The 22,065-nt window shown below is 68.6% G+C and carries 21 protein-coding genes; 6 read left to right on the forward strand and 15 right to left on the reverse strand.

Translation table 11 applies throughout. The features are described from left to right. Positions 1 to 45: 45 nt before the first annotated feature. Together dapA and thyX are read right to left on the reverse strand one after the other, a co-directional pair. Entirely contained in the window at positions 46 to 1,023 is a 978-nt protein-coding gene (gene dapA / locus ABEA39_RS05200) for a 4-hydroxy-tetrahydrodipicolinate synthase (RefSeq protein WP_345374051.1), read from the reverse strand. Positions 1,024 to 1,078: 55 nt separating this feature from the next. Continuing rightward, positions 1,079 to 1,825: an FAD-dependent thymidylate synthase gene (gene thyX, locus ABEA39_RS05205; RefSeq protein WP_345374053.1), complete on the reverse strand. Its 747-nt coding sequence runs from the start codon at positions 1,823 to 1,825 to the stop codon at positions 1,079 to 1,081. Positions 1,826 to 1,929: 104 nt separating this feature from the next. Here thyX and ABEA39_RS05210 point away from each other — a divergent pair, with 104 nt between their 5' ends. After that, complete coding sequence (locus ABEA39_RS05210) at positions 1,930 to 2,874, forward strand: TIGR01777 family oxidoreductase (protein ID WP_345374055.1); 945 nt, start codon at positions 1,930 to 1,932, stop codon at positions 2,872 to 2,874. 55 nt (positions 2,875 to 2,929) lie between these two features. Here the strand turns inward: ABEA39_RS05210 and ABEA39_RS05215 are convergent, their stop codons facing one another. Beyond that, positions 2,930 to 3,391: a hypothetical protein gene (locus ABEA39_RS05215; RefSeq protein WP_345374057.1), complete on the reverse strand. Its 462-nt coding sequence runs from the start codon at positions 3,389 to 3,391 to the stop codon at positions 2,930 to 2,932. Beyond that, positions 3,388 to 4,152, reverse strand: a complete 765-nt coding sequence (dapB, locus tag ABEA39_RS05220) for a 4-hydroxy-tetrahydrodipicolinate reductase (RefSeq protein WP_345374059.1) — start codon at positions 4,150 to 4,152, stop codon at positions 3,388 to 3,390. The genes ABEA39_RS05215 and dapB overlap by 4 nt, the downstream gene beginning before the upstream one ends. A 37-nt stretch (positions 4,153 to 4,189) precedes the next feature. Here dapB and ABEA39_RS05225 point away from each other — a divergent pair, with 37 nt between their 5' ends. After that, the gene (locus ABEA39_RS05225; protein WP_345374061.1) at positions 4,190 to 4,666 is read left to right on the forward strand and encodes a GNAT family N-acetyltransferase; all 477 of its coding nucleotides are present in this window, start codon (positions 4,190 to 4,192) and stop codon (positions 4,664 to 4,666) included. Positions 4,667 to 4,703: 37 nt separating this feature from the next. On the opposite strand, the gene ABEA39_RS05230 is transcribed toward ABEA39_RS05225, so the two are convergent. Genes ABEA39_RS05230 through ABEA39_RS05245 form a run of 4 tightly spaced genes read right to left on the reverse strand, consistent with a single transcriptional unit; the run spans position 4,704 to position 8,807 of the window. Next, positions 4,704 to 6,002 (reverse strand): hypothetical protein, encoded by a 1,299-nt coding sequence (locus tag ABEA39_RS05230; RefSeq protein WP_345374063.1) that lies wholly within the window; start codon positions 6,000 to 6,002, stop codon positions 4,704 to 4,706. After that, on the reverse strand, positions 5,999 to 6,730 hold the full coding sequence (locus tag ABEA39_RS05235) for an ABC transporter ATP-binding protein (protein ID WP_345374065.1): 732 nt from the start codon (positions 6,728 to 6,730) through the stop codon (positions 5,999 to 6,001). Before ABEA39_RS05235 ends, ABEA39_RS05230 begins: the two co-directional genes overlap by 4 nt. Positions 6,731 to 6,789: 59 nt before the next feature. Beyond that, entirely contained in the window at positions 6,790 to 7,392 is a 603-nt protein-coding gene (locus ABEA39_RS05240) for a histidine phosphatase family protein (protein ID WP_345374067.1), read from the reverse strand. Between the two features lie 14 nt (positions 7,393 to 7,406). Then, entirely contained in the window at positions 7,407 to 8,807 is a 1,401-nt protein-coding gene (locus tag ABEA39_RS05245; protein ID WP_345374069.1) for a M16 family metallopeptidase, read from the reverse strand. Positions 8,808 to 9,028: 221 nt separating this feature from the next. Here ABEA39_RS05245 and ABEA39_RS05250 point away from each other — a divergent pair, with 221 nt between their 5' ends. Then, positions 9,029 to 9,697, forward strand: a complete 669-nt coding sequence (locus ABEA39_RS05250; RefSeq protein WP_345374071.1) for a TetR/AcrR family transcriptional regulator — start codon at positions 9,029 to 9,031, stop codon at positions 9,695 to 9,697. A 66-nt stretch (positions 9,698 to 9,763) separates the two neighbouring features. On the opposite strand, the gene ABEA39_RS05255 is transcribed toward ABEA39_RS05250, so the two are convergent. Both ABEA39_RS05255 and ABEA39_RS05260 read right to left on the reverse strand, forming a co-directional pair. Continuing rightward, positions 9,764 to 10,819, reverse strand: a complete 1,056-nt coding sequence (locus ABEA39_RS05255) for an aldo/keto reductase (RefSeq protein ID WP_345374073.1) — start codon at positions 10,817 to 10,819, stop codon at positions 9,764 to 9,766. A 481-nt stretch (positions 10,820 to 11,300) separates the two neighbouring features. Further along, entirely contained in the window at positions 11,301 to 13,574 is a 2,274-nt protein-coding gene (locus ABEA39_RS05260) for a polyribonucleotide nucleotidyltransferase (RefSeq protein WP_345374075.1), read from the reverse strand. 409 nt (positions 13,575 to 13,983) lie between these two features. Here ABEA39_RS05260 and ABEA39_RS05265 point away from each other — a divergent pair, with 409 nt between their 5' ends. Continuing rightward, positions 13,984 to 15,321 carry an aggregation-promoting factor C-terminal-like domain-containing protein gene (locus ABEA39_RS05265; RefSeq protein ID WP_345374077.1) on the forward strand — a complete coding sequence of 446 codons (1,338 nt, stop codon included), beginning with the start codon at positions 13,984 to 13,986 and terminating at the stop codon, positions 15,319 to 15,321. A 149-nt stretch (positions 15,322 to 15,470) separates the two neighbouring features. On the opposite strand, the gene rpsO is transcribed toward ABEA39_RS05265, so the two are convergent. Both rpsO and ABEA39_RS05275 read right to left on the reverse strand, forming a co-directional pair. Then, complete coding sequence (rpsO, locus tag ABEA39_RS05270) at positions 15,471 to 15,740, reverse strand: 30S ribosomal protein S15 (RefSeq protein WP_345374079.1); 270 nt, start codon at positions 15,738 to 15,740, stop codon at positions 15,471 to 15,473. A 111-nt stretch (positions 15,741 to 15,851) separates the two neighbouring features. Continuing rightward, the gene (locus tag ABEA39_RS05275) at positions 15,852 to 16,295 is read right to left on the reverse strand and encodes a VanZ family protein (RefSeq protein WP_345374081.1); all 444 of its coding nucleotides are present in this window, start codon (positions 16,293 to 16,295) and stop codon (positions 15,852 to 15,854) included. A 132-nt stretch (positions 16,296 to 16,427) separates the two neighbouring features. On the opposite strand from ABEA39_RS05275, the gene ABEA39_RS05280 reads away from it, so the two are divergent. Next, positions 16,428 to 17,153: a M50 family metallopeptidase gene (locus ABEA39_RS05280; protein ID WP_345374083.1), complete on the forward strand. Its 726-nt coding sequence runs from the start codon at positions 16,428 to 16,430 to the stop codon at positions 17,151 to 17,153. 183 nt (positions 17,154 to 17,336) lie between these two features. Beyond that, positions 17,337 to 18,365 (forward strand): glycoside hydrolase family 6 protein, encoded by a 1,029-nt coding sequence (locus tag ABEA39_RS05285; RefSeq protein ID WP_345374085.1) that lies wholly within the window; start codon positions 17,337 to 17,339, stop codon positions 18,363 to 18,365. A gap of 31 nt (positions 18,366 to 18,396) precedes the next feature. Here the strand turns inward: ABEA39_RS05285 and ABEA39_RS05290 are convergent, their stop codons facing one another. The 3 genes from ABEA39_RS05290 to ABEA39_RS05300 form a co-directional block, all read right to left on the reverse strand. Further along, positions 18,397 to 18,723 (reverse strand): YybH family protein, encoded by a 327-nt coding sequence (locus ABEA39_RS05290; RefSeq protein ID WP_345374087.1) that lies wholly within the window; start codon positions 18,721 to 18,723, stop codon positions 18,397 to 18,399. 45 nt (positions 18,724 to 18,768) lie between these two features. Beyond that, positions 18,769 to 21,078, reverse strand: a complete 2,310-nt coding sequence (locus ABEA39_RS05295; RefSeq protein ID WP_345374089.1) for a UvrD-helicase domain-containing protein — start codon at positions 21,076 to 21,078, stop codon at positions 18,769 to 18,771. Positions 21,079 to 21,230: 152 nt separating this feature from the next. Further along, positions 21,231 to 22,064: an aldo/keto reductase gene (locus tag ABEA39_RS05300; protein WP_425556939.1), complete on the reverse strand. Its 834-nt coding sequence runs from the start codon at positions 22,062 to 22,064 to the stop codon at positions 21,231 to 21,233. Position 22,065: the final 1 nt, after the last annotated feature.

The raw sequence follows: 22,065 nt of genomic DNA on the forward strand, positions 1-22,065 counted from the left end.
TGGAACCTCCGGTGTAAGTCGTACGGGCGGACGGGGCCGCCCGGGTCAGCGCGTGGTGCCGTGCACCTTCGGCAGGGCGCCGCCGGCGGCCGCGTTGCGGTCGGGGCGGAACTTCGAGAAGTCGACGCCGGGGATCTCGCCCACGTGCGACAGCTCGTCTTCGATCAGGGCTGCTTCGCTGTCTTCGGGGCCCACGAGGGGCAGGCGCACGCGCGGGCTGCCGATGCGGCCCAGCCCGTGCAGGATGTACTTCGCGGCGACGGTGCCGGGCACGTGGGTCATCACGGCACGCACGAGGGGCTCGAGTTGCTTGTGGGCAGCGGTGGCCGTGTGCAGGTCACCGGCGTTCACGGCGTCGACGATGGTGCGGTACGGAGCCGCGGCGATGTTGGCGGTGACGCCAATGAGGCCCGTCGCGCCGATCGCCAGATGCGGCAGCACGTTGGTGTCGTCACCCGAGAAGTAGAGCAGGTCGGTCTGGTTGAGCACGCGGCTCACCTCGGCGAAGTCGCCCTTGGCGTCTTTCACCCCGACGATGTTGGGGTGCTTCGCCGCGCGGAGGATCGTCTCGTACTTGATCGGGATGCCGGTCCGGCCGGGGATGTCGTACAGGAGGACCGGCAGATCGGTCGCGTCGGCGATCATGCGGAAGTGGGTCAGGACGCCGGCCTGCGTGGGCTTGTTGTAGTACGGCGTGACGATCATGACCCCGTCGGCACCGGCCTTCTCGCTGGCCTTGTAGAGCTGGATCGCGTGCGCGGTCTCGTTCGAGCCGCCGCCCGTGATGATCTTGGCGCGGCCGGCGGCGACGGACTTGCCGACCTCGACCAGACGCAGCTTCTCGGGGTCGGTCAGCGTGGACGTCTCGCCCGTGGTGCCCGTGACGACGATGCCGTCGGCGCCCTGGTTGATGCAGTCGTCGATGTGCTTCTCGACGCCCGGCCAGTCGACTTCACCGTCGGCGGTGAAGGGGGTGACGAGCGCGACGAGGACCTGACCGAAGGGATTGGGGATGTTCGACACCCCTACAGAGTATCGGCAAGGATGCGGGACCCTACACCGTCTGCGAATCCGAGGGTCACGGAGCCACGCGGCCGTTCTTGCCGAACGCCGCGTAGGTGAGGGGCATGAGGTCGGCCCAGATGTCTTCCATCTTCTCGGCGCACATCTCGATCTCGCGCTGCGGGAACGAGGGGAAGTGCGTGCCTTCGCGCTTCGTGCGGAGGCTGAGGAAGTTCATCAGCGAGCGGGCGTTCACGGTGACGTACATCGACGAGTAGATGTTGAGCGGGAGCACGATCCGAGCGACCTCTCGGGCGACTCCGGCCTGGAGCATCTGCTGGTACGCCTCGAAGGCCTGGGTCGACGCATCGCGCGTCGCCCCGTCGACGAGCTCGAACTGCTCGTCGGAGCCGGGGAGGAAGTCGTAGGCACCGGGCTTGCCCACCTGGACGAGGTTGCGCTCGCGGTTCGGCACGTAGAACACCGGGTTGAGCTCGCGGTAGCGCCCGCTCTCTTCGTTGTAGGAGGCCATGCGGTGACGCATGAATTCGCGGAAGACGAAGATCGGAGCCTGCACGTAGAAGGTCATGGAGTTGTGCTCGAACGGGGAACCGTGGCGATCCCGCATCAGATAGTTGATGAGCCCGGCGCCTTTCGTGGCGCCGTCGCTCTCGGCCGAGGCCTGGGCGCCTTCGAGGGTCTGTTCGCCCATGGTGGACACGCGGGCGGCGAAGAGCACGTCGGAGTCGTGGGCACTCGAGCGCACGAGCTCGACGGTCACGTCGGAACGGAATTCGATGGGCTTGGTCTCGTCGTCAGGCACGCCCTCGACATTACCGGCAGGCGCCGACACCGACGTCACGACGCACGCCACGGACACCTCGGAGGGGCCGAGTCTAAGCTCGGGGTCCCGACGAAAGGCATGGCATGACTACGAGCTCCGACCCCGGAACCCAGGGCGCGAACCGCGATGACGACAGTCGATTGACCGTCCTGATCGCAGGAGCGTCGGGGCTCATCGGTACCGAGCTGACGCGTCAGTTGAAGGCGAAGGGGCACGAGGTGCTGAGCCTCGTCCGGCGCCCGTCGTCGACCAAGACCGAGTTCACCTGGTCGCCGAGCGCGGGGATCCTCGACTACAACCTCCTCGATCGAGCCGACGCGGTGATCAACCTGAGCGGTGCATCCCTGTCGAAATTGCCGTGGACGGCGAAGTACAAGGAGGAGATCCACGATTCACGCGTGGACGCCACTCGAACATTGGCGCAGGCGATGCATCACGCCTCGAATCCCCCGAAGGTGTTCCTGAGCGGCTCGGCCGTGGGCATCTACGGCGACCGGCCCCTCGACGTTTTGACAGAGGAGTCGCCCCGGGGTGCGGGATTCCTGGCCGACGTCGTCGAGGACTGGGAGAAGGAGGCGCACGAGGCTCCCGAAGGAACCCGGGTGGTGACTTTCCGCACCGGCGTCGTCGTCGGCCCGGGAGGCGCCATGAAGCCTCTGCTCGCCCTCACGAAGGTCTTCCTCGGCTCGCGTCTCGGCAACGGCTCGCAGATCTGGCCGTGGATCAGCCTGCACGACGAAGCAGCGGCTATCGTCCACCTGCTCACGAGCGATCTCGAAGGGCCGGTCAACCTGGCCGGGCCGACGCCCGCGACCAGCGACCGTCTGACGGCTCGCACCGCCAAGGACCTCGGCCGGCCGTACAAGCTGGCCGTGCCCGAGTTCGTCATCAAGACCGCGCTCGGCGAAGCCGGTCAGGAGATGCTGCTGTCGAGCCAGGAGGTCGTTCCCGCCAAGCTGCTCGCCGATGGTTTCGTCTTCGAGCACCAGACCGTGGAACAGGCCCTCGACGCTCTGATCAAGCCCTAGCGGGCGACCCCGGGCGAGTCCTGTTGAGCGACACAGGGCGACGCCCTCCGTCAGATCACGCAGTCGCCCTGGACTTCGACGCGGCCCCGCGCATCCGGATCGATCGTCGGATCGTCGCGCGGGCCCGTCGCCGGTCGCCGCAGGCGTCGTAGGCCAGGCCCAGGCGGAACCAGGCGCGCCAGTCGCCGGGAGCCTGCTCGACAGCCGCCGCATAGCCCGGGAAGGCCGCGTCGGCTTCTTCACGCTCGTAGCGACCGCTGGCTCGTCGGGCGACGTCGTCGACCGGCAAGCCGCCCTCCGAGGAGAGCTGGTTGACGATCTGCTCGGTCTTGACGCCGAAGCGGATCTCGTAGACGAGCGCGAAGACGCCAAGGATCGGCAGGACGAAGAGGGCGATGCCGATCACGACGGCGATCGGGACCCCGGTCTGCATGAACTCGACCGCGCGAGCCGAGATCAGCACCAGGTACAGCACGAGGAGCGCGCACATCACGAGCGCGGCGACGCGGCTCTTCACGAGGAGGCCCCGGCGTCGGCCGAACCGGACGCTGCGAGCGGCAGAACCTTGTCGAGCCCGACGACGACCCCTTTGAGCGTGGGAGCCGCGGCGAGGGCCGCGAGGATGCCCTGTTCGTACGCCGCCTGCGACGTGGTGTCGTGCAGCAGGGTCAGAGTCTCGCCCGCTCCCCCGAAAACGACCTCCTGGCGCGCCTCGATGCCCGGAAGACGCAGGCTGTGGACGGGGACGCTCGCGACCTGCTGCCCACGGGCACGCTGGTCGGCGTGGGGCGCGCGGACGGGACCGAAGTCGCGGCGCGCCTCGGCGATCAGCTCGGCCGTGCGGATCGCGGTGCCGGACGGGGAATCGACCTTGCCCGGGTGGTGAGTCTCGACGATCTCGACCGACTCGTAGAAGCGCGCCGCAATCGTCGCGAAGAGCGTGGCGAGGACCGACCCGACGGAGAAGTTCGGAACGACGAGGACACCGGGTCCGTCGACTTCGGCGACCACCCGACGAAGGGCGGCGAGCCGAGGCTCCGACCAGCCGGAGGTGCCCACGAGGACGGGGATGCCCGCACGGACGGCCTTCTCGACGATGCCAGGGCTCACCGCGGGCACCGTCACGTCGACCACCAGGTCGGCACCCAGCACCGCGTCGAGCGGATCGCGCGACGACAACCCTGCGTGGAGTTCGAGATCGGCGGACTCTTCGATGAGTCGGAGGAACAGAGTGCCCATTCGACCGGTGGCTCCGACGACGGCGACGCGAGTTGACATGCGGTCCAACCTACCGGGCTCGGTATCATCAGGACTCATGCTGCAGTTCCGTGAGGTCGCCGTCGATGCGCCCGAGGCGCACGCCCTGCTCGAGGAGTACTTCGCCGAGCGGATCGCGACGTTCCCCGATCCTGCGGGCTACTCGACCACCCATCCCGACCCGGCTGCGTTCGTGCCGCCGAATGGGGTGTTCCTGGTGGTCGACGACGACGAGCAGCAGAGGTCGGTCGCCTGCGGTGGCATCCGACGGATCGATCCCGGGCCGGACGACGCGACCCGCTTCGAGATCAAGCACCTCTTCGTGAATCCGCATGGCCGAGGGAAGGGCCTCGGCAAGGCGCTGCTGACCGATCTCGAGGAGCGCGCCAAGGGCTTCGGCGCGCGCGAGGTCGTGCTCGACACCAATGCCAGCCTCACCGCGGCGGGAGGCCTCTACCGGTCGTCGGGCTACCGCACCATCGAGCCCTACAACGACAACCCGAACGCGACGCACTGGTACGCGAAAAACCTTTAGAGCGGCTGCTCCACCGCAAAAGCAGAGCCGCGCGTTCTCAGGCAGACTCCCGCGCGAGCTCCACTGACAAGACCCGACGGCGAGCCTGGAGGACGGGAGCGACGGTCGTCGTGAGGAGGAGCGCCAGTCCGAGGCCCAAGACGAATGGCAGCGGAACGAACGCCTGCCACCAGGTGCCGCCCGGCTGCGGTCCGAGCGCCGACGGCAGCGCCACCACGACCCCGAGTATGAGCGCAGTGATCACGAAGATGACCGCCTCGACGACAGCAGCTCGGACTGCCGTTCCGTATGTTCCCCCGGACACCACCAATAGGGCTGCTTCACGCCGACGGTGCGTCGCCGTCATGAAGATGGTCGCCGCTCCCGTGACGAGCACCAGAGCAATAGGAGTGCCGAAGATGGCCAGCGCGATCGAGAAGTATTCCGGGTCCTGCCAAAGACCGATGTAGCCGGTCTCGACGCCGATTCCGGCCGCGACCACAAGCAGCGAGATGCCGGCGTGGCTCCGGACGACGTTGTGGTGCGCGAACTCCTTCGCCAGGAACCATGAGGGCGATCGGAAGGGCATAAGACGGGTCCAGCCTTCCATGACGACCTGTGACGCGACCGGCGCGACGAGCAGAAAAGCAATGATGACCAGGATTTGCGAGAAATCGAGGTATCCGCTGCCGCCATTGAGCGTCACGGCCCACAGGACTCCAGCCACGGCAAGAACGATCGCCCCGGCTACGGTGCGGGCCCGGCTCGGGCGTGACGGCTCCTCCGCCGGCGCGCGAACGGCCACGAGAGCCGGGGTCCGCGAGGCGGCGCGAGCAGCCGACGATGCACTCCCGACGACGACCATAAGGAACACCGTGAACGCGATCGCAGTCGGGGCCGGGGACAGCGCGACCTCGGTGATCTGCTCCTCCTCCGTTCCTCGCACTGCTGCCGAGAGACCGTTCAGGAGGAACCTCAGCGTCGGCGCGGCGAGAACGAGCGCCACGAGGAAGGCGAGGACACCCACGACGCCCACCTGCAGAACGACGATTCGCCGGATGAGCTTGGGCGTGACACCGCCGAACTGCCAAAGCGCGTGATGGGTGCGCTGGAGGCGCACGACGTACACGAGGAGGATGTTCAGGGCACCGATGACGACCGGGACGTTCATCGCACCGAAAACGAGTGCGTGATTGATGAGCCCGGAGGGATTCTGCGCTTCGGAGAGGATGGCCGCGGTCGAGACATCACCCGCACAGACCAGGGCGATGAGTGCCGCGACGACGCAGACGACGAACGCGCCTGCCCAGAGCCGCCAGCCGCCGACGAGTTCGGCGAGGACCAGGCGCGGGATCATCGGCGACCCTGCCGCGCGTTGTCGACGGCGGCGAACACGTCGACTGCGGTGGGACGCACGAGTTGGGTGTGGATGCCCCCGTCGCGAAGGACTAGGACTCGGTCGCCGAGAGCGGCGGCCTCGAGGTCGTGGGTGACCATGACCACGCTTCGCTCGCCCGAGGCGTACGTCCGCAGGAGTGTCAGCACTCGGGAACCCGACTCCGTGTCGAGCGCTCCGGTGGGCTCGTCGGCGAACAGGAGAGCCGGGGACGCCGCGAGGGCTCTTGCGATCGCGACGCGTTGTTGCTGACCACCGGAGAGCTGCGACGGCCGCTGTCGCGCCACCTCTGTGAGGCCGACGGCCGACAGAGCCGATCGGACCCTCGCCTTGTCGACGGAGCCGCCGGACAGTCGAGTGGGAAGCGCGATGTTGTCGAATGCGCTCAAGGCCGGAATGAGGTTGTACGACTGGAACACGAAGCCGAGCCGATCTCGACGGAACTCGGCGAACGCGTCGGCCCCGAGAGTGGCGAGATCGGTGCCTTCGATCTCGACCCGCCCCGACGTCGGCGAGTCGAGCCCGGAAAGGCACTGCAGCAGCGTCGACTTACCAGAACCGCTCGGACCGACGATGGTCACGAGTTCGCCGGGCTGGATAGCTAGGGAGATGCCGGCGAGTACGGTCGTCGAACCCGACGAGCCGTTGTAGGTCTTGACGAGATCTCGCGCAAAGAGAAGATGAGGCATGCCAGTCCTGTCTGAAATGTGTATTTCAGAAAGGATGAGGCATCAACCTGAGTGTCGAATCAGAGCGGCTGCTCCACCGGCAGCCCGGTGCGGAGCTCGACCGGCAGGTGCCCGAGGTCGTTGTGGGTCACGAGCTCCGGCGGCTTGGCCGACCGGACCCGGATGATCGTCAGCCCGGCATTGGCCTGGTTGACACCCATCCAGCGCCAGGAGGGTGCACCGAAGACCTCGCGCACGAACCACCCGATCACGAAGTTGTGCGTGATGAGCAGGTCGTGTCGGTCTTCGCGTGCCGGGGTGAGCCATTCGGCCACGGCATCCGCCATCTGGGCCTCTCCGGCCTCGATCTGCTCCTCGGTCACGCCGCCGAAGAACGGCTTGTAGGCGTTCGGCATGTCCGGGGTGGGCCCGGAGGGGATGCAGTCGAACAGCAGCGTCGAGGGCTCCGGTCGGAGAGCCGGCATGACCTCGGTCATGATGCGGGCGGTCTCGGCAGCGCCCTCGAGAGGCGAGTGCCAGGCGGCGTCGAACGGGACTCCCCCGAGCCGGGCCGCGATCGCGCGGGCCTGGCGCTTGCCGCGCTCGGACAGCGGACCGTCGGGCAGACCGTGCTCGGCGTCCTGCTGCTCACCGTGGCGGACGAGGTAAAGGTAGTGCGACACGGTCGTCTCCTGGTTCATGAGGCGCCGAGTGGCGTCGTTGCCACCGGGCCGGTTCCTGCCGAATCGACGTCCTCAGGAAGCACGAGGGTCGGGTCGAAGAGCGCGGGGTCGACGTCGCCGACGATCACGGTGGACACTACGCCGGAGCGCAGTTCTTCGGCGAGAGCCCGGACCCCCGCCTTCGTCACTCGCCCGAGGCGCGCCAACGACTCGTCGAGATCGACGAACTCCCCGGTGGAGATCTCCGCGCGCCCGAGTCGATTCATGCGGGTGTCGCTGTCTTCCAGCGCCAGAGCCGCAGCCCCGCCGAGCATGCCCAGTGATCGGGAGAGCTCGTCGTCGGTGATGCCGTCGACGGCGATGCGCTCGAACTCGTCGAGGAGGAGTCGGGTGACCTCCGATGCGTTGCGGGGCGCGCATCCCGCGTAGAGCCCGAAGATGCCGGCATCGGAGTAGCTCGGCGTGAACGAGTACACCGAGTAGGCCAGACCGCGCTTCTCGCGGATCTCCTGGAACAGACGGGACGACATGCCGCCGCCGAGAACCGCGTTGAGGATGCTCAGCGTGGGGCGCCGGGGATCGGTCAGGGCCAGGCCGGGCACGCCGAGCAGCACGGTGGCCTGTTCGAGGGGACGGGGCAGCACGAGCACGGGCTCGCCCTGCGTGAGGGCGACTGCGCCCTTGGCGCGGCGCGGGACCGGCTCGCCCGCGTCGTCGGGCCAGCCGGCTGCGACCAGCGCCGCTTCGATGCGCGCCACGACCCGTTCGTGGTCGACTGCTCCGGCGACGGTGACGACCAGGTCTTGCGGACGGTAGTTCTCGCGATAGTGACGGAGCACCTCGTCGCGTGACGCCTCGCGAATGCTCTCGGGCGAGCCGCCGATCGGCCGACCGAGCGGGTGGTCGCCCAACACGGACTCGAAGAGCCGCTCGCTGCCCACGTCGGCGGCGTCGTCGTCGGCCATGGCCAGCTCGTCGAGGATGACCCCGCGTTCGACTTCGAACTCGTCCGGGTCGAGCACGGACGACGTGACCATGTCGGCGAGCACGTCGACCGCCATGTCGAGGTCGACGTCACGCACCTTGGCGTAGTAGCAGGTGTACTCCTTGGCCGTGGCGGCATTGTGCTCGCCGCCGACCGACTCGAAGGCGACGGAGATGTCGAACGCCGAGCGCGTGGGCGTGCCCTTGAAGAGGAGGTGCTCGAGGAAGTGGGTGGAACCCCGTCGCCCCTCCACCTCGTCGCGCGATCCGACCGCGACCCAGAAACCGACCGTGGCACTTCGAGCGCTCGGCATGGCCTCGCTGAGGATGCGCACACCGCTGGGGAGGACCGACCGCCGGACGAGTTCGTCGCCGGATGCGCGAAACGAGATCTCGATCGAGTCGAGGGGCAGCGGGACGGGTCCGTTCATCGCCATCGAGCCTACGGGATGCGTGACACCCGAACTGGGGGACGGAAAAGGTGGACAGACAGACTCGTCTGTTTGTCCTCATCCGTGTTACGCTGGCTTCACCGATCGGGTCAGACCCCTAGCTTGACCCGCTCGGCGGCTAGCTCGGACGATCGATGTCCGGAACCCCTCACTCCCCCCGGTGGCGGGTCCCAGCCGATACGTTCCCAAGGAGCCACGCTGTGACGGTCGAATCCCCCCGCTCGGCCGTCCAGCGTTCCCTCGGGCTCGACAGAGACAAACTCCCCGGCCTCGGCGCCGACGAGCAGGCGGCCCTCCACCAGCCCGGCCCCGGCGCCAAGCAGCGCGTCCTCGTGACCGCCGATCGCCTCTTCTACGACGAGGGCATCCGCACGGTCGGAGTCGACCGCCTCATCAGTGAGTCCTCCGTCACCAAGGCCACCTTCTACAAGCACTTCGGCTCCAAAGACAACCTGGTGCTCGACTACATCAACCGCCGCCATGAGGCCGCCGTCGCCATCGTCGACGAGATCCGCGCCGGCGCCGAGGGTTCCGCGATCGGCGTCCTGCGCGGCATCGTGTCGGCGATCACCGCAGGCATGCAGGCATCCGCTTTCCGGGGGTGCCCCTTCATCAACGCGGCCGCCGAGTTCAGCGAGGCCGCACACCCCGTCCGACTCGTCGTCGTGGCGCACCGCGACTGGTACACCGAAATGCTCGTCGACCTCTTCAAAGGCGCCGGGCACCCCTTGCCCGGCGACGCCGCCGACGAGTTCGCTCTGGCTCGCGACGGCGCCCTCGTCGGCGGGTACGCCGGCGACGCGATCGCTGCTGCTGCCGCCCTGGCGCGCGTGTCCGACCGCCTGTTCGCCGACTGCGCTGCAAATTAGCGCCCGTCAGCCACCCTGCGCCGCCGCGGCCGCTGTCAGCGCGCCACGACGGGACCCGGGCGACGCCTAGCCCGCGCTGACCCGATCGAGGTCGGCCATGTCGTGGCGCGTGAGCTGCACCCGCGCCGCCTGGACGAGCTCGAGCACCTGCCCCGGGCTCGTGGCGCTGGCGACTGGAGCCACGACGTTCGGCTTGACCAGCAACCACGCCAAAGCCACCGCAGCCACGGGCGCCGCGTGCAGCGAGGCGATGCGATCGAGTTCGGCGAGGATGCGCAGACCGCGCTTCGAGACGAGCTTCGCGACCTCGCTCCCCCGCCGGTTGCCGCGGACGTCGTGCTTCGAGCGGTATTTGCCGGTCAGGAAGCCGCTCGCCAGAGCAAATCGCGGCATGACGCCGAGTCGTTGCTGCTGTGCCACGCGCGCCAGGCTCTGCTCGTACTCCGTGCGGTGGACCAGGCTGTAGCGGTTCTGGAGGGCGACCATGGGGGCCACCCCGAGCATCCCCGACGCGATCCGGGCCTCGTACAGACGATTGCCGGAGTGGTCGGAGCCGCCGAACCAGCGCACCTTGCCGGATCGGATGAGTCGGTCCACGCCGAGGAGAGTGCGCTCGAAGGCGACCTCGGTGTCGTCGACGTGCAGGTAGAGAAGATCGATGTGATCGGTTCCGAGGCGCTTCAGCGAAGCCTCGACGGCCCTCTCGATGGCGAGCGGAGTGAGCCCCGGGTTGTCCCGACTCTTGCCGATCTTGGTCGCCAATACGATGTCGTCGCGGGAGCGCCGCGAAGCCATCCAGGCCCCGATGAGCTCTTCGCTGCGGCCGTCGGTGTAGGAGTCGGCCGTGTCGACGAAGTTGCCGCCGATGTGGAAGTACGTGTCGAGTACGTCGAAGGTCTGTTGGTCGTCGGCAGTCCAGCCGAAGACGTTGCCGCTGAGGGCGAGTGGGAAGACCTTCAGATCGGACACCCCCAGGCGCCGACGCGGCTGGATCACGCCGAGATCGACCGGCACGGTGCGCACGGGAGCCGTCAACACGGGGCGGACCACCGGGGCCGCGACGGACTCGTCCGTGGCGGGGCGCTCGACCGAGACGTCGATGCGGGCAGCCGCTTCGGTCACGTGTCGTCTCCTGATCCGGGTGTTCCTGTGTTCCGCCTCTGAACTGAGGGTAGATCCACTTTGTCATCACAACATCGCGCCGCACCCTTTCTTTACCGAAAAGATGTCCCCAGTTCGAGGTACAGGCGAAAAGGTGCGCTCAGCGGACATTCGGTGCGGCTCCGCGAAAGGGTGGGATGCGCATCCCACCGTTCTCAGGAAGCCCCGAGCCCGGCCACAGCACCCTCTGGGGCGCCTGCGGGAACCGCCACAGGTGTCGTCCGTAGTGTCTCTCGTGTGCGGTTCCTGGGAGGGTTCCGGGGCAGCGTCTCCAGTGGTGGGAGGCGGTGCCGTCACGTTGTGTCGACCAGTCATAGTCGGCATGGAAGGGCCGTTGCGGTGGGGATCGCATCGGCCCTTCGCCCATTCCGTGCCTGTACGTGGAAGAGCGAACGCCCGCCCCGACCGAAGTCGAGGCGGGCGTTCGTGACTTCCGGAGAGGCTAGACCTCGACGGAGGCGTCTTCCGAAGCCTCGGTCGCACCGCTCGAGTCGGTGTCGGCCTCGTCGGCCACGACCGGAGCGAGCGAGAGCTTGCCGCGGTCGTCGATCTTCGTGATCTCGACGAGGATCTTCTGGCCGACGCCGAGCACGTCTTCGACGTTCTCGACACGCTTGCCACCTGCGAGCTTGCGCACCTCGCTGATGTGGAGCAGGCCGTCCTTGCCCGGGAGGAGCGAGACGAACGCACCGAACGTGGCGATCTTGACGACCGTGCCCAGGAACTGCTCGCCGACCTCCGGGTTGGTGGGGTTGGCGATCGCGTTGACCTGGGCGCGAGCGGCCTCGGCCGACGGACCGTCGACGGCGCCGATGTACACGGTGCCGTCTTCTTCGATCGAGATGTCGGCGCCGGTCTCGTCCTGGATGGCGTTGATCGTCTTGCCCTTCGGGCCGATCAGCTCGCCGATCTTGTCCTGCGGGATCTGGACCGAGATCACGCGGGGCGCGGTCGGGGCCATCTCGTCGGGAGCGTCGATCGCGGAGTTCAGCACGTTCAGGATGGCCGTACGGGCCTCCTTCGCCTGCTTGAGCGCTGCGTCGAGGACCGCGGAGGGGATGCCGTCGAGCTTCGTGTCGAGCTGGATGGCCGTGACGAACTCCGACGTGCCGGCGACCTTGAAGTCCATGTCGCCGAGGGCGTCTTCGGCACCGAGGATGTCGGTGAGGGCGGCGTAGCGGGTCTGGCCGTCGACCTCGTCGGAGACGAGACCCATGGCGATACCGGCGACCGGGGCCTTCAGCGGCACACCGGCGTTGAGGAGGGACAGCGTCGAGGCGCAGACCGAACCCATCGAGGTGGAGCCGTTGGAGGACAGGGCCTCGGAGACCTGACGGATCGCGTAGGGGAACTCCTCGCGGCTCGGCAGGACCGGGACGAGGGCGCGCTCGGCGAGGAAGCCGTGCCCGATCTCGCGACGCTTCGGCGAACCCACACGACCGGTCTCACCGGTGGAGTAGGGCGGGAAGTTGTAGTGGTGCAGGTAGCGCTTCTTGGTGATCGGGCTCAGCGAGTCGATCTGCTGCTCCATCTTGAGCATGTTCAGCGTGGTGACCCCCAGGATCTGGGTCTCGCCGCGCTGGAAGATGGCGGAGCCGTGCACGCGCGGGATGACCTGCACCTCGGCGTCGAGCGGGCGGATGTCGGCGAGGCCGCGGCCGTCCATGCGGATCTGCTCGGTGAGGATGCGCGAGCGGACGACCTTCTTGGTGACCGACTTGTACGCACCCGAGACCTGGCCGTTGGCCGTGGCGGGCAGGGTGCCGGCCTCGACCTGGGCTGCGATGGCCGCCTTGACGCGACCCTTAAGCTCGTCGTCGGCGTCCTGGCGCTCGACCTTGGCGGCGATCTTGTAGACGCTCTTGAGCTCCTCCTCGGCCACTGCGGCGACGGCCGTGTAGACCTCGTCGGTGTAGGGCGGGAAGACCGGGTAGTCGGCGATGGCCTTGGCCGACTGGGCGGCCAGCTTGGCCTGCGCCTCGACGAGGACCTTGAGGAACGGCTTGGCCGCCTCGAGACCCTGCGCGACGACGGCCTCGTCGGGCTTGACGTCGCCGCCCTGGATGAGACCCCAGGCGTGCTCGGTGGCCTCGGCCTCGACCATCATGATCGCGACGTCTTCGTTGCCCGCGGCGTCCGTGACAACGCGACCGGCGACGGTCAGGTCGAACACGGCGTCTTCGAGCTGCGATGCCTTCGGGAAGGCGACCCACTGGCCCTTGATGAGCGCGAGACGCACACCGGCGATGGGGCCGGAGAAGGGGAGGCCGGAGATCTGGGTGGAGGCACTGGCCGCGTTGATGGCGAGAGCGTCGTAGAACTCGTCGGGAGCGATGCTCAGGACGGTGATGACGATCTGGACCTCGTTGCGGAGACCGTCGACGAACGACGGACGGAGCGGCCGGTCGATGAGACGGCAGACGAGGATGGCCTCGGTCGAGGGACGGCCTTCACGGCGGAAGAACGAACCGGGGATCTTACCGGCGGCGTAGGAACGCTCTTCGACGTCGACGGTCAGCGGGAAGAAGTCGAAATTGTCTTTCGGGTTCTTCGAGGCGGAGGTGGCGGAGAGAAGCATGGTCTCTTCGTCGAGGTACGCAGCGACGGCTCCCTGAGCCTGCTGCGCGAGACGGCCGGTCTCGAACCGGACCGTGCGGGTGCCGTACTTGCCGTTGTCGATGACGGCTTCGGCGAACTTGATTTCTGGACCCTCCATATGGGGGCTGACTCCTCTTTGTTTTGAATCGTGGCCCCGTGTGGGCTGCGATGTCGTGCGAGGAGCACTCGACAGGTGGGCGACGCCGAGGGCGCACCCGCGGGTGCGCGCAGACGGACCGCGCTGGTCGGAAGACGTCGATCTCGATCGACGCCCCGGAGGCGGCGGCGTGTGCCTGGCCAGCAGTAGAAACGATCGGAGCCCGTGAGGGGATCCGCGCGTCACCACCGATGACCAGCTTCGTGCCGGCCTGTCCGGAGTGCTCCGGTGTTCTGTTTTCGTCCGCACTCCGAACGGGAGCACGAGACGGGCCGATAGTACCATCAGGGCCCCCTCCTACCCCCAGAACGCGCGGCATGTGACCGGTGTTGCTGGTGTTACTCCTGTGAACCGCGTTACAGTCGAATCCATGTCTTCCGCCGAGCACCGTCCCCGTGCATCCCGCGTGCATGCCTTCGGACCGGCGTCCCGACAGCGTTCGCGCGGACTGGCCTTCGCTTCCGGGGCGGCCGTCGTCGCCGTCGCCGTAGGCATCCTCTGCTCGCCCTTGTCCGCGTCCGCGTACCCGTCGTGGAGCGACGTGCAGGCGGCCCAGGGCAATGCAGCGGCCACGCAGGTGCAGGTCCAGGCGATCACGTCGGCGCTGTCCAGCCTCCAGAACACCGCCGCGACGAGCAGCCAGGCGGCGATCACGGCCGAGCAGGCCAACGACACGGCCCAGCAGCAGTACGAGACCGCGAGTTCGGCCGCCGACGCCCTGCAGGCGAAAGTCGCCGCCGAGCAGAAGCAGGCGGATCAGGCTCAGCAGCAGGCGGGCCAGCTCGCCGCCAATCTCTACCGGCTCGGCAACTCGCAGTCCCTCGACGGTCAGCTCTTCTCCGGCAAGGACACCGGCAGCACTCTCTACCGACTGGGGGCCCTGTCGCAGCTCACCGCCCAGTGGCACACCGTCCTGGCGCAGGCGACCGTCGCGAGCAAGTCCGTCGCCTCGTTGAGCGCCCAGGCCCAGGTCGCCGCCGACGAACGCGACCGACTCGCCGGCGTCGCCAAGACCACGCTCGCCGCCGCGAAGAACGCCCAGGCGGCCGCCGACGCCGAGGTCACCGACGCCCAGACGCACCAGGCCACGCTCTACGCGCAGCTCGCCTCGCTGAACAACACGACAGCGCAGCTCGAGCAGCAGTACCAGCAGGGCCAGGCCGCTGCTGCCGCGTACGCCGCGGCGCAGGCCGAGAAGGCCAAAGAGGCGAAGCAGGCAGCGGATGCAGCCGCTCTCGCCGCCAAGACGAAGCCGGTCACGAGCGGCACGGGCACGTCCGGAACGGGCACGTCCGGCGCATCCTCCGGCAGCGGCGGCTCGGGCAGCGGCACGGGCACCTCGACCGGCACGACCGCCCCCGCCTCGGGCGGCGGCACCACGAACCTCGGCTCCGGCGTCGTCAACGACACCGCCGGCGCCCACGCCTACGCCCAGGCCCAGCTCGCCTCGCGCGGCTGGTCGGGCGACTACCAGTGCCTGGTCAACCTCTGGAACCAGGAGTCGGGCTGGCGCACCAACGCCCTCAACGTGTCGAGCGGCGCCTACGGGATCCCCCAGGCTCTGCCTGCCAAGAAGATGGCCACGGCCGGCCTCGACTGGCAGACGAGCTACGCCACCCAGATCAACTGGGGTCTCGGCTACATCGCGGCCGCCTACGGCACCCCCTGCGGAGCCTGGGCCCACGAGGTCGCGCACAACTGGTATTGAGCCCCTGAGTCGGGGACGCCGTGCAGGAGTAACCCGGGTCGGGAGGCGTCTCCTGCGAATGAGAAAAGGCCCACCCCGCATGCAGGGTGGGCCTTTCGTCGAAGACTGCGTCAGCGACGCATCACGCTAGGTGGCTGGCGACGCAGTAATTAGCGACGCAGGCCGAGGCGCTCGATGAGCGCACGGTAGCGGTTGATGTCGACGTCGGAGAGGTACCCGAGGAGTCGACGACGCTGGCCGACGAGGAGAAGGAGGCCACGACGCGAGTGGTGGTCGTGCTTGTGCTCTTTCAGGTGCTCGGTCAGGTCTTTGATGCGCTGAGTCATCATCGCCACCTGGACTTCGGGGGATCCCGTGTCGCCTGGGTGGGTCGCGTACTCTTCGATGATCGCAGTCTTGACTTCAGGTGCAAGTGCCATAGCTGGATCCCCTCTCTGTCGTTGCGCGGTGCCCCTCACCCGATGCGGGGGCTCTCTTTATCCGCGGCCGTTGGACGGCAACCTCCATAGCCTAGCAGAGGGGCGGCGGCCTCAGACCGTGCGGAGGCGACGGCTGCGCGGCCGGGGAGCAACCACGAACCGGATCACTGCGGCGAGGACCGCCCCGATGAGCCCGCCCGTCCCGTTGTGCACGATGTCGCGCACGTCTTCGACCCGCGTCGGCAGGTAGGCCCCCTGGAACATCTCGATACCGGTCGAGGCCAGGACGCAGAGGACGGCGGCGACGAGCCAGGCCCGCCGCGGAAGGAAGAGCGCGAGGAAGAAGCCGAGGGGGACGAACATCGCCACGTTCGCGAGCCCCTCGACGTTCGAGAAGTCGAGCCACCGGGTCGACGCATGGCTCTGACTGAAGTCGAAGAACCGGGTCAGCAGGCCGGCCGTCGACGAGTCGTACGGCTGCGGGCCCAGAGTGACCCAGCCCACGAAACCGATGTACAAGACGGTGGGGAAGAGGGCCCAGGGGTGGAATCGCATACGAATACTGTGACGGATCTTCCTGGGCATCTCCGCTCCCCGTGCCGGAATTCCTCCCAGAGGAGGAGACGAGAAGGGTGAGGATGCCCGGGTCGGCCGAGAAGGTCGGTCGCCTTCCCTAGGCTGGGCGCCGTGAACGTCGTCAGCACCATCTGGTCCCGCGTGACCCAGGTGGCCCCCTCCCTGTCCGTGCCGATGCTGATCGGGGCGCTCGTCGTGGGTGTCCTCCTGGTGCTCCTCCCCGGCGCCTGGCACACGGTCCGCAACGCGGTGACCGTCGTCCACGAGGGTGGTCACGGCCTCGCAGCCGTGCTCACCGGTCGTCGGCTGACGGGCATCCGCCTCCACTCCGACACGTCGGGGCTGACCGTGTCGCGCGGTCCGCAGCGCGGCTTCGGCATGGTGATCACCCTGCTGGCTGGCTACACGGCACCCGCTCTCGCAGCCCTCGGCGCCTCGTGGATGCTCAGCCGCGGCTACTCCGCCGGCCTGCTCTGGGCGCTCCTGGTGGTCCTCGCGCTGATGCTCGTCCAGATCCGCAACTGGTACGGCCTCTGGGTCATCCTGGTCGGAGCCGCGATCGTCTTCTCCGTCACCTGGTTCGCCCCGGTCGACTGGCAGCTCTTCTTCGGGCACGTCGTCACCGTCGTCCTGGCCCTCGGCGCCCTCCGTGCGAGCCTCGAGCTCCAGTCGAGTCGGCGCCGCACCCGCAACGGTCAGTCCGACGCCGATCAGCTGGCCCGGCTCACGCATCTGCCCGGGCTGTTCTGGGTCTTCGTGTACGTGCTGGTGGCACTGGCGTGCGCGATAGCCGACGCGTGGATGCTCGTGCCGCAGGGGCTCCTGACGACGGTGTGACCGAGCCGGGCGCCGTCGGGCCCCGGCCCGGGCATCCCCCGTTCTCGGCCTGACCCCAGCACTGGGGCCGCTGCGTCCCCCCAATGGGTCCTGCCGTTCAGTCGACGGGCCTGGTGCACTGGAGGGACGGCGAGAACGACTGCATCAGGGCAGTCGATCGGCCGCAGTCCAGGGGAACCCGCCATGCCACGCCGTCGCCTCCGGCCCATCGTCACGACCGTTCTCGTCGTGGCCGCGATGGCCGCCGTCACCGGCGTGATCGCCCATTCCGTCGTTCCCTCCGCGAGCGCCGCGCCCGCCGCACCGCTGCTCGACAGTGCCCAGATCGATTCCGCGCCCGCGGCCAGCCTGTTCCGGGGCGGCCTGTCCGTCCCGACGCAGAGCCAGGCGGCGACCGCCGTCGCCGGCCTCACCCGGGAGGGCAAGCGCGCCGAGGCCGCGACCGTCGCGCAGATCGCCGCGCAGCCCGTGTCGCTCTGGCTGGGCGACTGGTATTCCGATGACGAGCTCGTCTCCGTGATCCGAGGATCCCTGGCCGATGCCGCGAAGCAGGGCGCGACCCCGTCCTTCGTGCTCTACGCCATCCCCAACCGCGACTGCGGCGACTACTCGAGCGGCGGTTTCACGGCGTCCGAGTACGAGCACTTCGTCGGCCTGGTCGCGAAGACGCTTCAAGGGCGCCGTGCCGTGGTGCTGGACGAGCCGGACGCGCTCGCGATGCTGAGCAACTGCCCTTCGGAGGCCTCCACTCGCATCCCCCTGATTAAGGAATCGGTTCGGACCCTGGCCCGGGCGGGCGTCGCCACCTACCTCGACGGCGGCAACTCGCACTGGGTCGACCCGGCCACGATGGCCGCTCGACTGACGGCGGCGCGCGTCGACCAGGCCCGCGGCTTCTTCAGCAACGTCTCGAACTTCTACCCGACGGCCGACGAGACGGCCTACGACGACACGCTCTCCGGGTTGACGGGCGGCGCGCACTACGTGATCGACACGTCGCGGAACGGTCAGGGGTGGAAGGGCACCTGGTGCAATCCGAGCGGCGCCGGGCTCGGCCTGCCGCCCGCCGTGGCCGACGGCACGACGAAGCTCGACGCCACCCTCTGGGTCAAGACGCCCGGAGCGAGCGACGGCACCTGCAACGGCGGGCCCGCGGCGGGGTCGTGGTGGACGAGCTACGCCCTCGCGCTGGTGAAGAACCGGGCGAAATAGGACCGGTCGCGCGCCCTGTGGGTCGGACGCCTCAGGTGATGACCAGCGACGTGACCCGTTCGCCCGCGACCGTGAAGGTCAGCGTGCCCAGGCCGTTGTAGCCCTCGCCGCTGACGTCGATCGTGACGACGAACTGGTCGGGTGTCGTGCCGACGACGATCTCGACCAGGTCGAAGCGGGAGTGCTTGCCGATGTTGTCGCTGTCGTTCCAGCTCGCGATGCCGTCGCGGCCCGTGAAGACGCGCCCCCAGTCGTCGAGGACGGCGTCGTCGGAGAACGACGCGAGGAAGGCATCGGTGTCTTCGCGGTTGGTCGCTTCGATGAAGGTGTGGATGGCGAGGGGCGTCTCGACGGGCATGACCTCATCGAACCACGGAACGCGGTCGGCATGGTGGGAGATCGCTTACGAGACCACGGTCAGACGCTGGGTGGGGCGGGTCATCGCCACGTAGAGGCTCGCGTTGCCGCGAATCGAGAGATCGAGGATGCGCGTGGGCGCCGTCACGACGACGGCGTCGAACTCGAGACCCTTGCTCGTGGCGGGGCTGAGCACCGAGATCGGCGCGGTCAACGACGCCGTGCCGGGGGCGGCCTCGCCCGGGAAGCGCTCGAGCAGGGCCGCGAGAAGAGCGGGCACGAGCTCGTCGGGGGCGATGACGGCGAGGGTGCCGGTGGAGTCGATCGCGCGATCGACCGCCACGGCCTCGACGGTGGCAGCGACGACGTCGGAGCCGGCCGCCACCTCGCGGACGGGCCATTCGCTGCTGCGGACCGATCGGCTGGGCGTGATGTCGAGTCCGTTGGCGCGGGCGGCCCGCTCGGCGTACTCGACGATCTGCGTCGGGGTGCGGTAGTTGACCGTCAACTCTTCGAGGCGCCAGGAGCCGCCGAGCGTCGCTCCCCCGCGACGACGGCCGAGAAGACTCTGCAGCGCGCGGTCCCAGGATGTCGCGGCCGCCGGTGACGACGCCTGCGCGATGTCGCCGACGACCGTGAACGACCGCAGGGGGCAGCGGCGGGCGAGCAGGCGCCATTGCATCGGCGACAGCTCTTGCGCCTCGTCGACGACCACGTGCCCATAGGCCCAGGTCCGATCGCCGGAGGCGCGCTCGGCGGTCGTCATGCTGGCGGCCCGCTCGGCGAAGTTGCCGGCGATGTCGCTCGCCGTGACCATTCCTTCGACCTGCATGTTCTCGATGGCGCGCTCGGCGTTCTCGATGTCGCGCTTCTGCTGCGCCTTGCGGGCGCGCTTGTCGGCGTCCACGGCCGTGTCGAACTCGCCCAGCAGCTCCGCCGCCTCGTCGAGCAGCGGGACGTCGCTGATGGTCATCTCGGCGCCGCGCTCGCGCCGGAGCAGGGCGCGCTCGGCAGGGCTCCACTGCGCCGTGATGCTGGCGAGCCAGTTGGGGCGGGCGTAGAGGTCTTCGAGCAGCTTCTGCGGGGTCAGCGGCAGCCAGGCCGTGTTGAGCAGCACCCGGACGTCGTAGGACTGCCGGATGTCTTCGCGGAGGACGGCTTCGTCGGAGTCGTCGACCGTCGTGCCGCGATCGCGGAGCTGGTGGACGAGCTGCCGGGTGAGGGCCGCCAGAGCGTTCTTGTTGAAGGTGACGCGGCCCTCGTTGTGCGGCTTGCCCCGCTCCTGGGCACGGCGCATTGCCTCGGCCACCAGCGACGGCTGCACGAGCATCCGTTCGCCGTCGACGTCGATCTCGCTCGGCTCGGTCGGCACGATCTGGCGCGATCGCACGGCCCGCTTGAGCAGGTCGCCCATGCGCGAGGAGCCCTTGAGCGCCGCGACGTCGGGGACGTCGTCGCGCGTGGCTTCGAGACCCGGGTAGAGCCCGCCGAGGCTCGACAGGACGACGCCCGACTCGCCGAGGGAGGGCAGCACCTGCTCGATGTAGCGAAGGAAGGAGCGGGACGGCCCGACGACGAGCACGCCGGAGCCGCGAAGGCGCTCTCGGTGCGAGTAGAGCAGGTATGCAGCGCGGTGCAGGGCCACGGCCGTCTTGCCGGTGCCGGGGCCGCCCTGGACGACCAGGACGCCGTCGAGAGCCGAGCGGATGATGCGGTCCTGTTCGCCCTGGATGGTCGCGACGATGTCGGTCATGCGCCCGGTGCGCTGGGCCGTCAGGGCCGCCATCAGGGCGCCCTCGCCCTGCAGCTGGACGTCGTCGCGGTCGAGCAGAGTCGGGTCGAACACCTCGTCTTCGATGCGGGTGACGCGGCGGCCCTCCAGCGTCAGATGCCGGCGGGCGCGCGCGCCCATCGGCGTGGCCGCGGTGGCCTGGTAGAAGGCGCTGGCGCCCGGAACGCGCCAGTCGAGGAGGATCGGGTGGTGCTCGGTGTCGCGCAGGCCGATCCGCCCGATGTAGCGATAGGCGCCGTCGTCGTGTCGGCTGCCGTCGCCGACCGCTGTGAGCGCGGCCGGACTCGTGGTCTCGTCGTGCTCTTCGAGCTCGAGTCGACCGAAGGCCAGGCGGTCGTCGACCTCGCCGAGTTGAGCCAGCGTGTCTTCGTAGAGGCGGGCGTAGGCGTCGCGCTCGCTGCGGCTCTGGTGGTTGCCGCCGACGGTCTCGCGCCGAACGGCCGTGAGACGCTCGCGTGCCTCGGCTTTCAAGGCGTCGAGACGCTCGTACAGGGCGCTGACGTAGACGCGTTCACGGTCGAGTTCGGATGACAACAGGCGGGTACCCCTCGGGAAAGTCGGCATACGATTCTATGCACTTCGGAGCATGACGAAACTGCATGCGAACACATGTGAAGGCGAGGCACAGCCGGGGGATGCACGGACCGCACACGCCCGAGCGGCCGGCTCCTGGGGAACCGGCCGCTCGGGACGAGGCTGCGAGGACTGCCAGCGGGTCAGAACTCTTCGTGGGTCTCCGGATCGCCGTCCCAGAGCCGTCCGCGCTCGAGGCCGGAGATGCGTGCGACCTCCTCGTCGGTCAGTTCGAAGCCGAACACGTCGAGGTTCTCGCGCTGCCGCCCGGCGTCGCCCGACTTGGGCAGCGGGATCGCACCGATCTGCACGTGCCAGCGGACGACGACCTGCGTCGGGCTGACCTCGTGCGCCTTCGCCACCTCGAGGATGACGTCTTCGGTCAGGAGCTCGGACTGCTTGCCGATCGGGCTCCAGCTCTCGGTGACGATGCCGAGATCGGCATGGACGGCCCGGAGCGCCGCCTGCGGGAAGTACGGGTGCAACTCGACCTGGTTGACGGCCGGCACGATCCCGGTCTCGTCGCGGACCCGCTCGAGGTGCTCCTTGGTGAAGTTGGAGACGCCGATCGACGTGACCAGCCCCTCCTCGCGCAGCTTCGCGAACGCCTTGAACGACTCGACGTACTTGTCGATCCGCGGCAGGGGCCAGTGGATCAGGTACAGGTCGACGTGCTCGAGCCCGAGGTTCGTGCGAGTCTCCTCGAACGCCTTCAGGGTCTCGTCGTAGCCGTGGAAGCGGCCCGGCAGCTTCGAGGTGACGATGATCTCGTCGCGCGGCACGTCGGTCTCGCGCACGGCGCGCCCGACGGCGTCCTCATTCTTGTAGTTGAGTGCCGTGTCGAGAAGGCGGTAGCCGGTGGCGAGTGCCGACTTCACCGCCTCGGTGCCCTCGTCGCCGTCGAGCTTGTAGGTGCCGAGGCCGACGGCGGGCAGCGAATGGCCGTCGTTGAGAGCGAGGGTCGGGATGCCGGTGATG

This window comes from Frondihabitans cladoniiphilus (genome assembly GCF_039544345.1).
In the GTDB taxonomy this organism is placed as follows: Bacteria; Actinomycetota; Actinomycetes; order Actinomycetales; family Microbacteriaceae; genus Frondihabitans; species Frondihabitans cladoniiphilus.

Excerpts from the sequence above, each read along its gene's own strand:
- ABEA39_RS05210 (WP_345374055.1), top strand. The coding sequence starts at position 1,930 with ATGACTACGAGCTCCGACCCCGGAACCCAGGGCGCGAACCGCGATGAC.
- dapB (WP_345374059.1), bottom strand. The coding sequence starts at position 4,152 with ATGTCAACTCGCGTCGCCGTCGTCGGAGCCACCGGTCGAATGGGCACT.
- ABEA39_RS05225 (WP_345374061.1), top strand. The coding sequence starts at position 4,190 with ATGCTGCAGTTCCGTGAGGTCGCCGTCGATGCGCCCGAGGCGCACGCC.
- ABEA39_RS05230 (WP_345374063.1), bottom strand. The coding sequence starts at position 6,002 with ATGATCCCGCGCCTGGTCCTCGCCGAACTCGTCGGCGGCTGGCGGCTC.
- ABEA39_RS05235 (WP_345374065.1), bottom strand. The coding sequence starts at position 6,730 with ATGCCTCATCTTCTCTTTGCGCGAGATCTCGTCAAGACCTACAACGGC.
- ABEA39_RS05245 (WP_345374069.1), bottom strand. The coding sequence starts at position 8,807 with ATGAACGGACCCGTCCCGCTGCCCCTCGACTCGATCGAGATCTCGTTT.
- ABEA39_RS05260 (WP_345374075.1), bottom strand. The coding sequence starts at position 13,574 with ATGGAGGGTCCAGAAATCAAGTTCGCCGAAGCCGTCATCGACAACGGC.
- ABEA39_RS05265 (WP_345374077.1), top strand. The coding sequence starts at position 13,984 with ATGTCTTCCGCCGAGCACCGTCCCCGTGCATCCCGCGTGCATGCCTTC.
- rpsO (WP_345374079.1), bottom strand. The coding sequence starts at position 15,740 with ATGGCACTTGCACCTGAAGTCAAGACTGCGATCATCGAAGAGTACGCG.
- ABEA39_RS05275 (WP_345374081.1), bottom strand. The coding sequence starts at position 16,295 with ATGCGATTCCACCCCTGGGCCCTCTTCCCCACCGTCTTGTACATCGGT.
- ABEA39_RS05285 (WP_345374085.1), top strand. The coding sequence starts at position 17,337 with ATGCCACGCCGTCGCCTCCGGCCCATCGTCACGACCGTTCTCGTCGTG.
- ABEA39_RS05290 (WP_345374087.1), bottom strand. The coding sequence starts at position 18,723 with ATGCCCGTCGAGACGCCCCTCGCCATCCACACCTTCATCGAAGCGACC.
- ABEA39_RS05295 (WP_345374089.1), bottom strand. The coding sequence starts at position 21,078 with ATGCCGACTTTCCCGAGGGGTACCCGCCTGTTGTCATCCGAACTCGAC.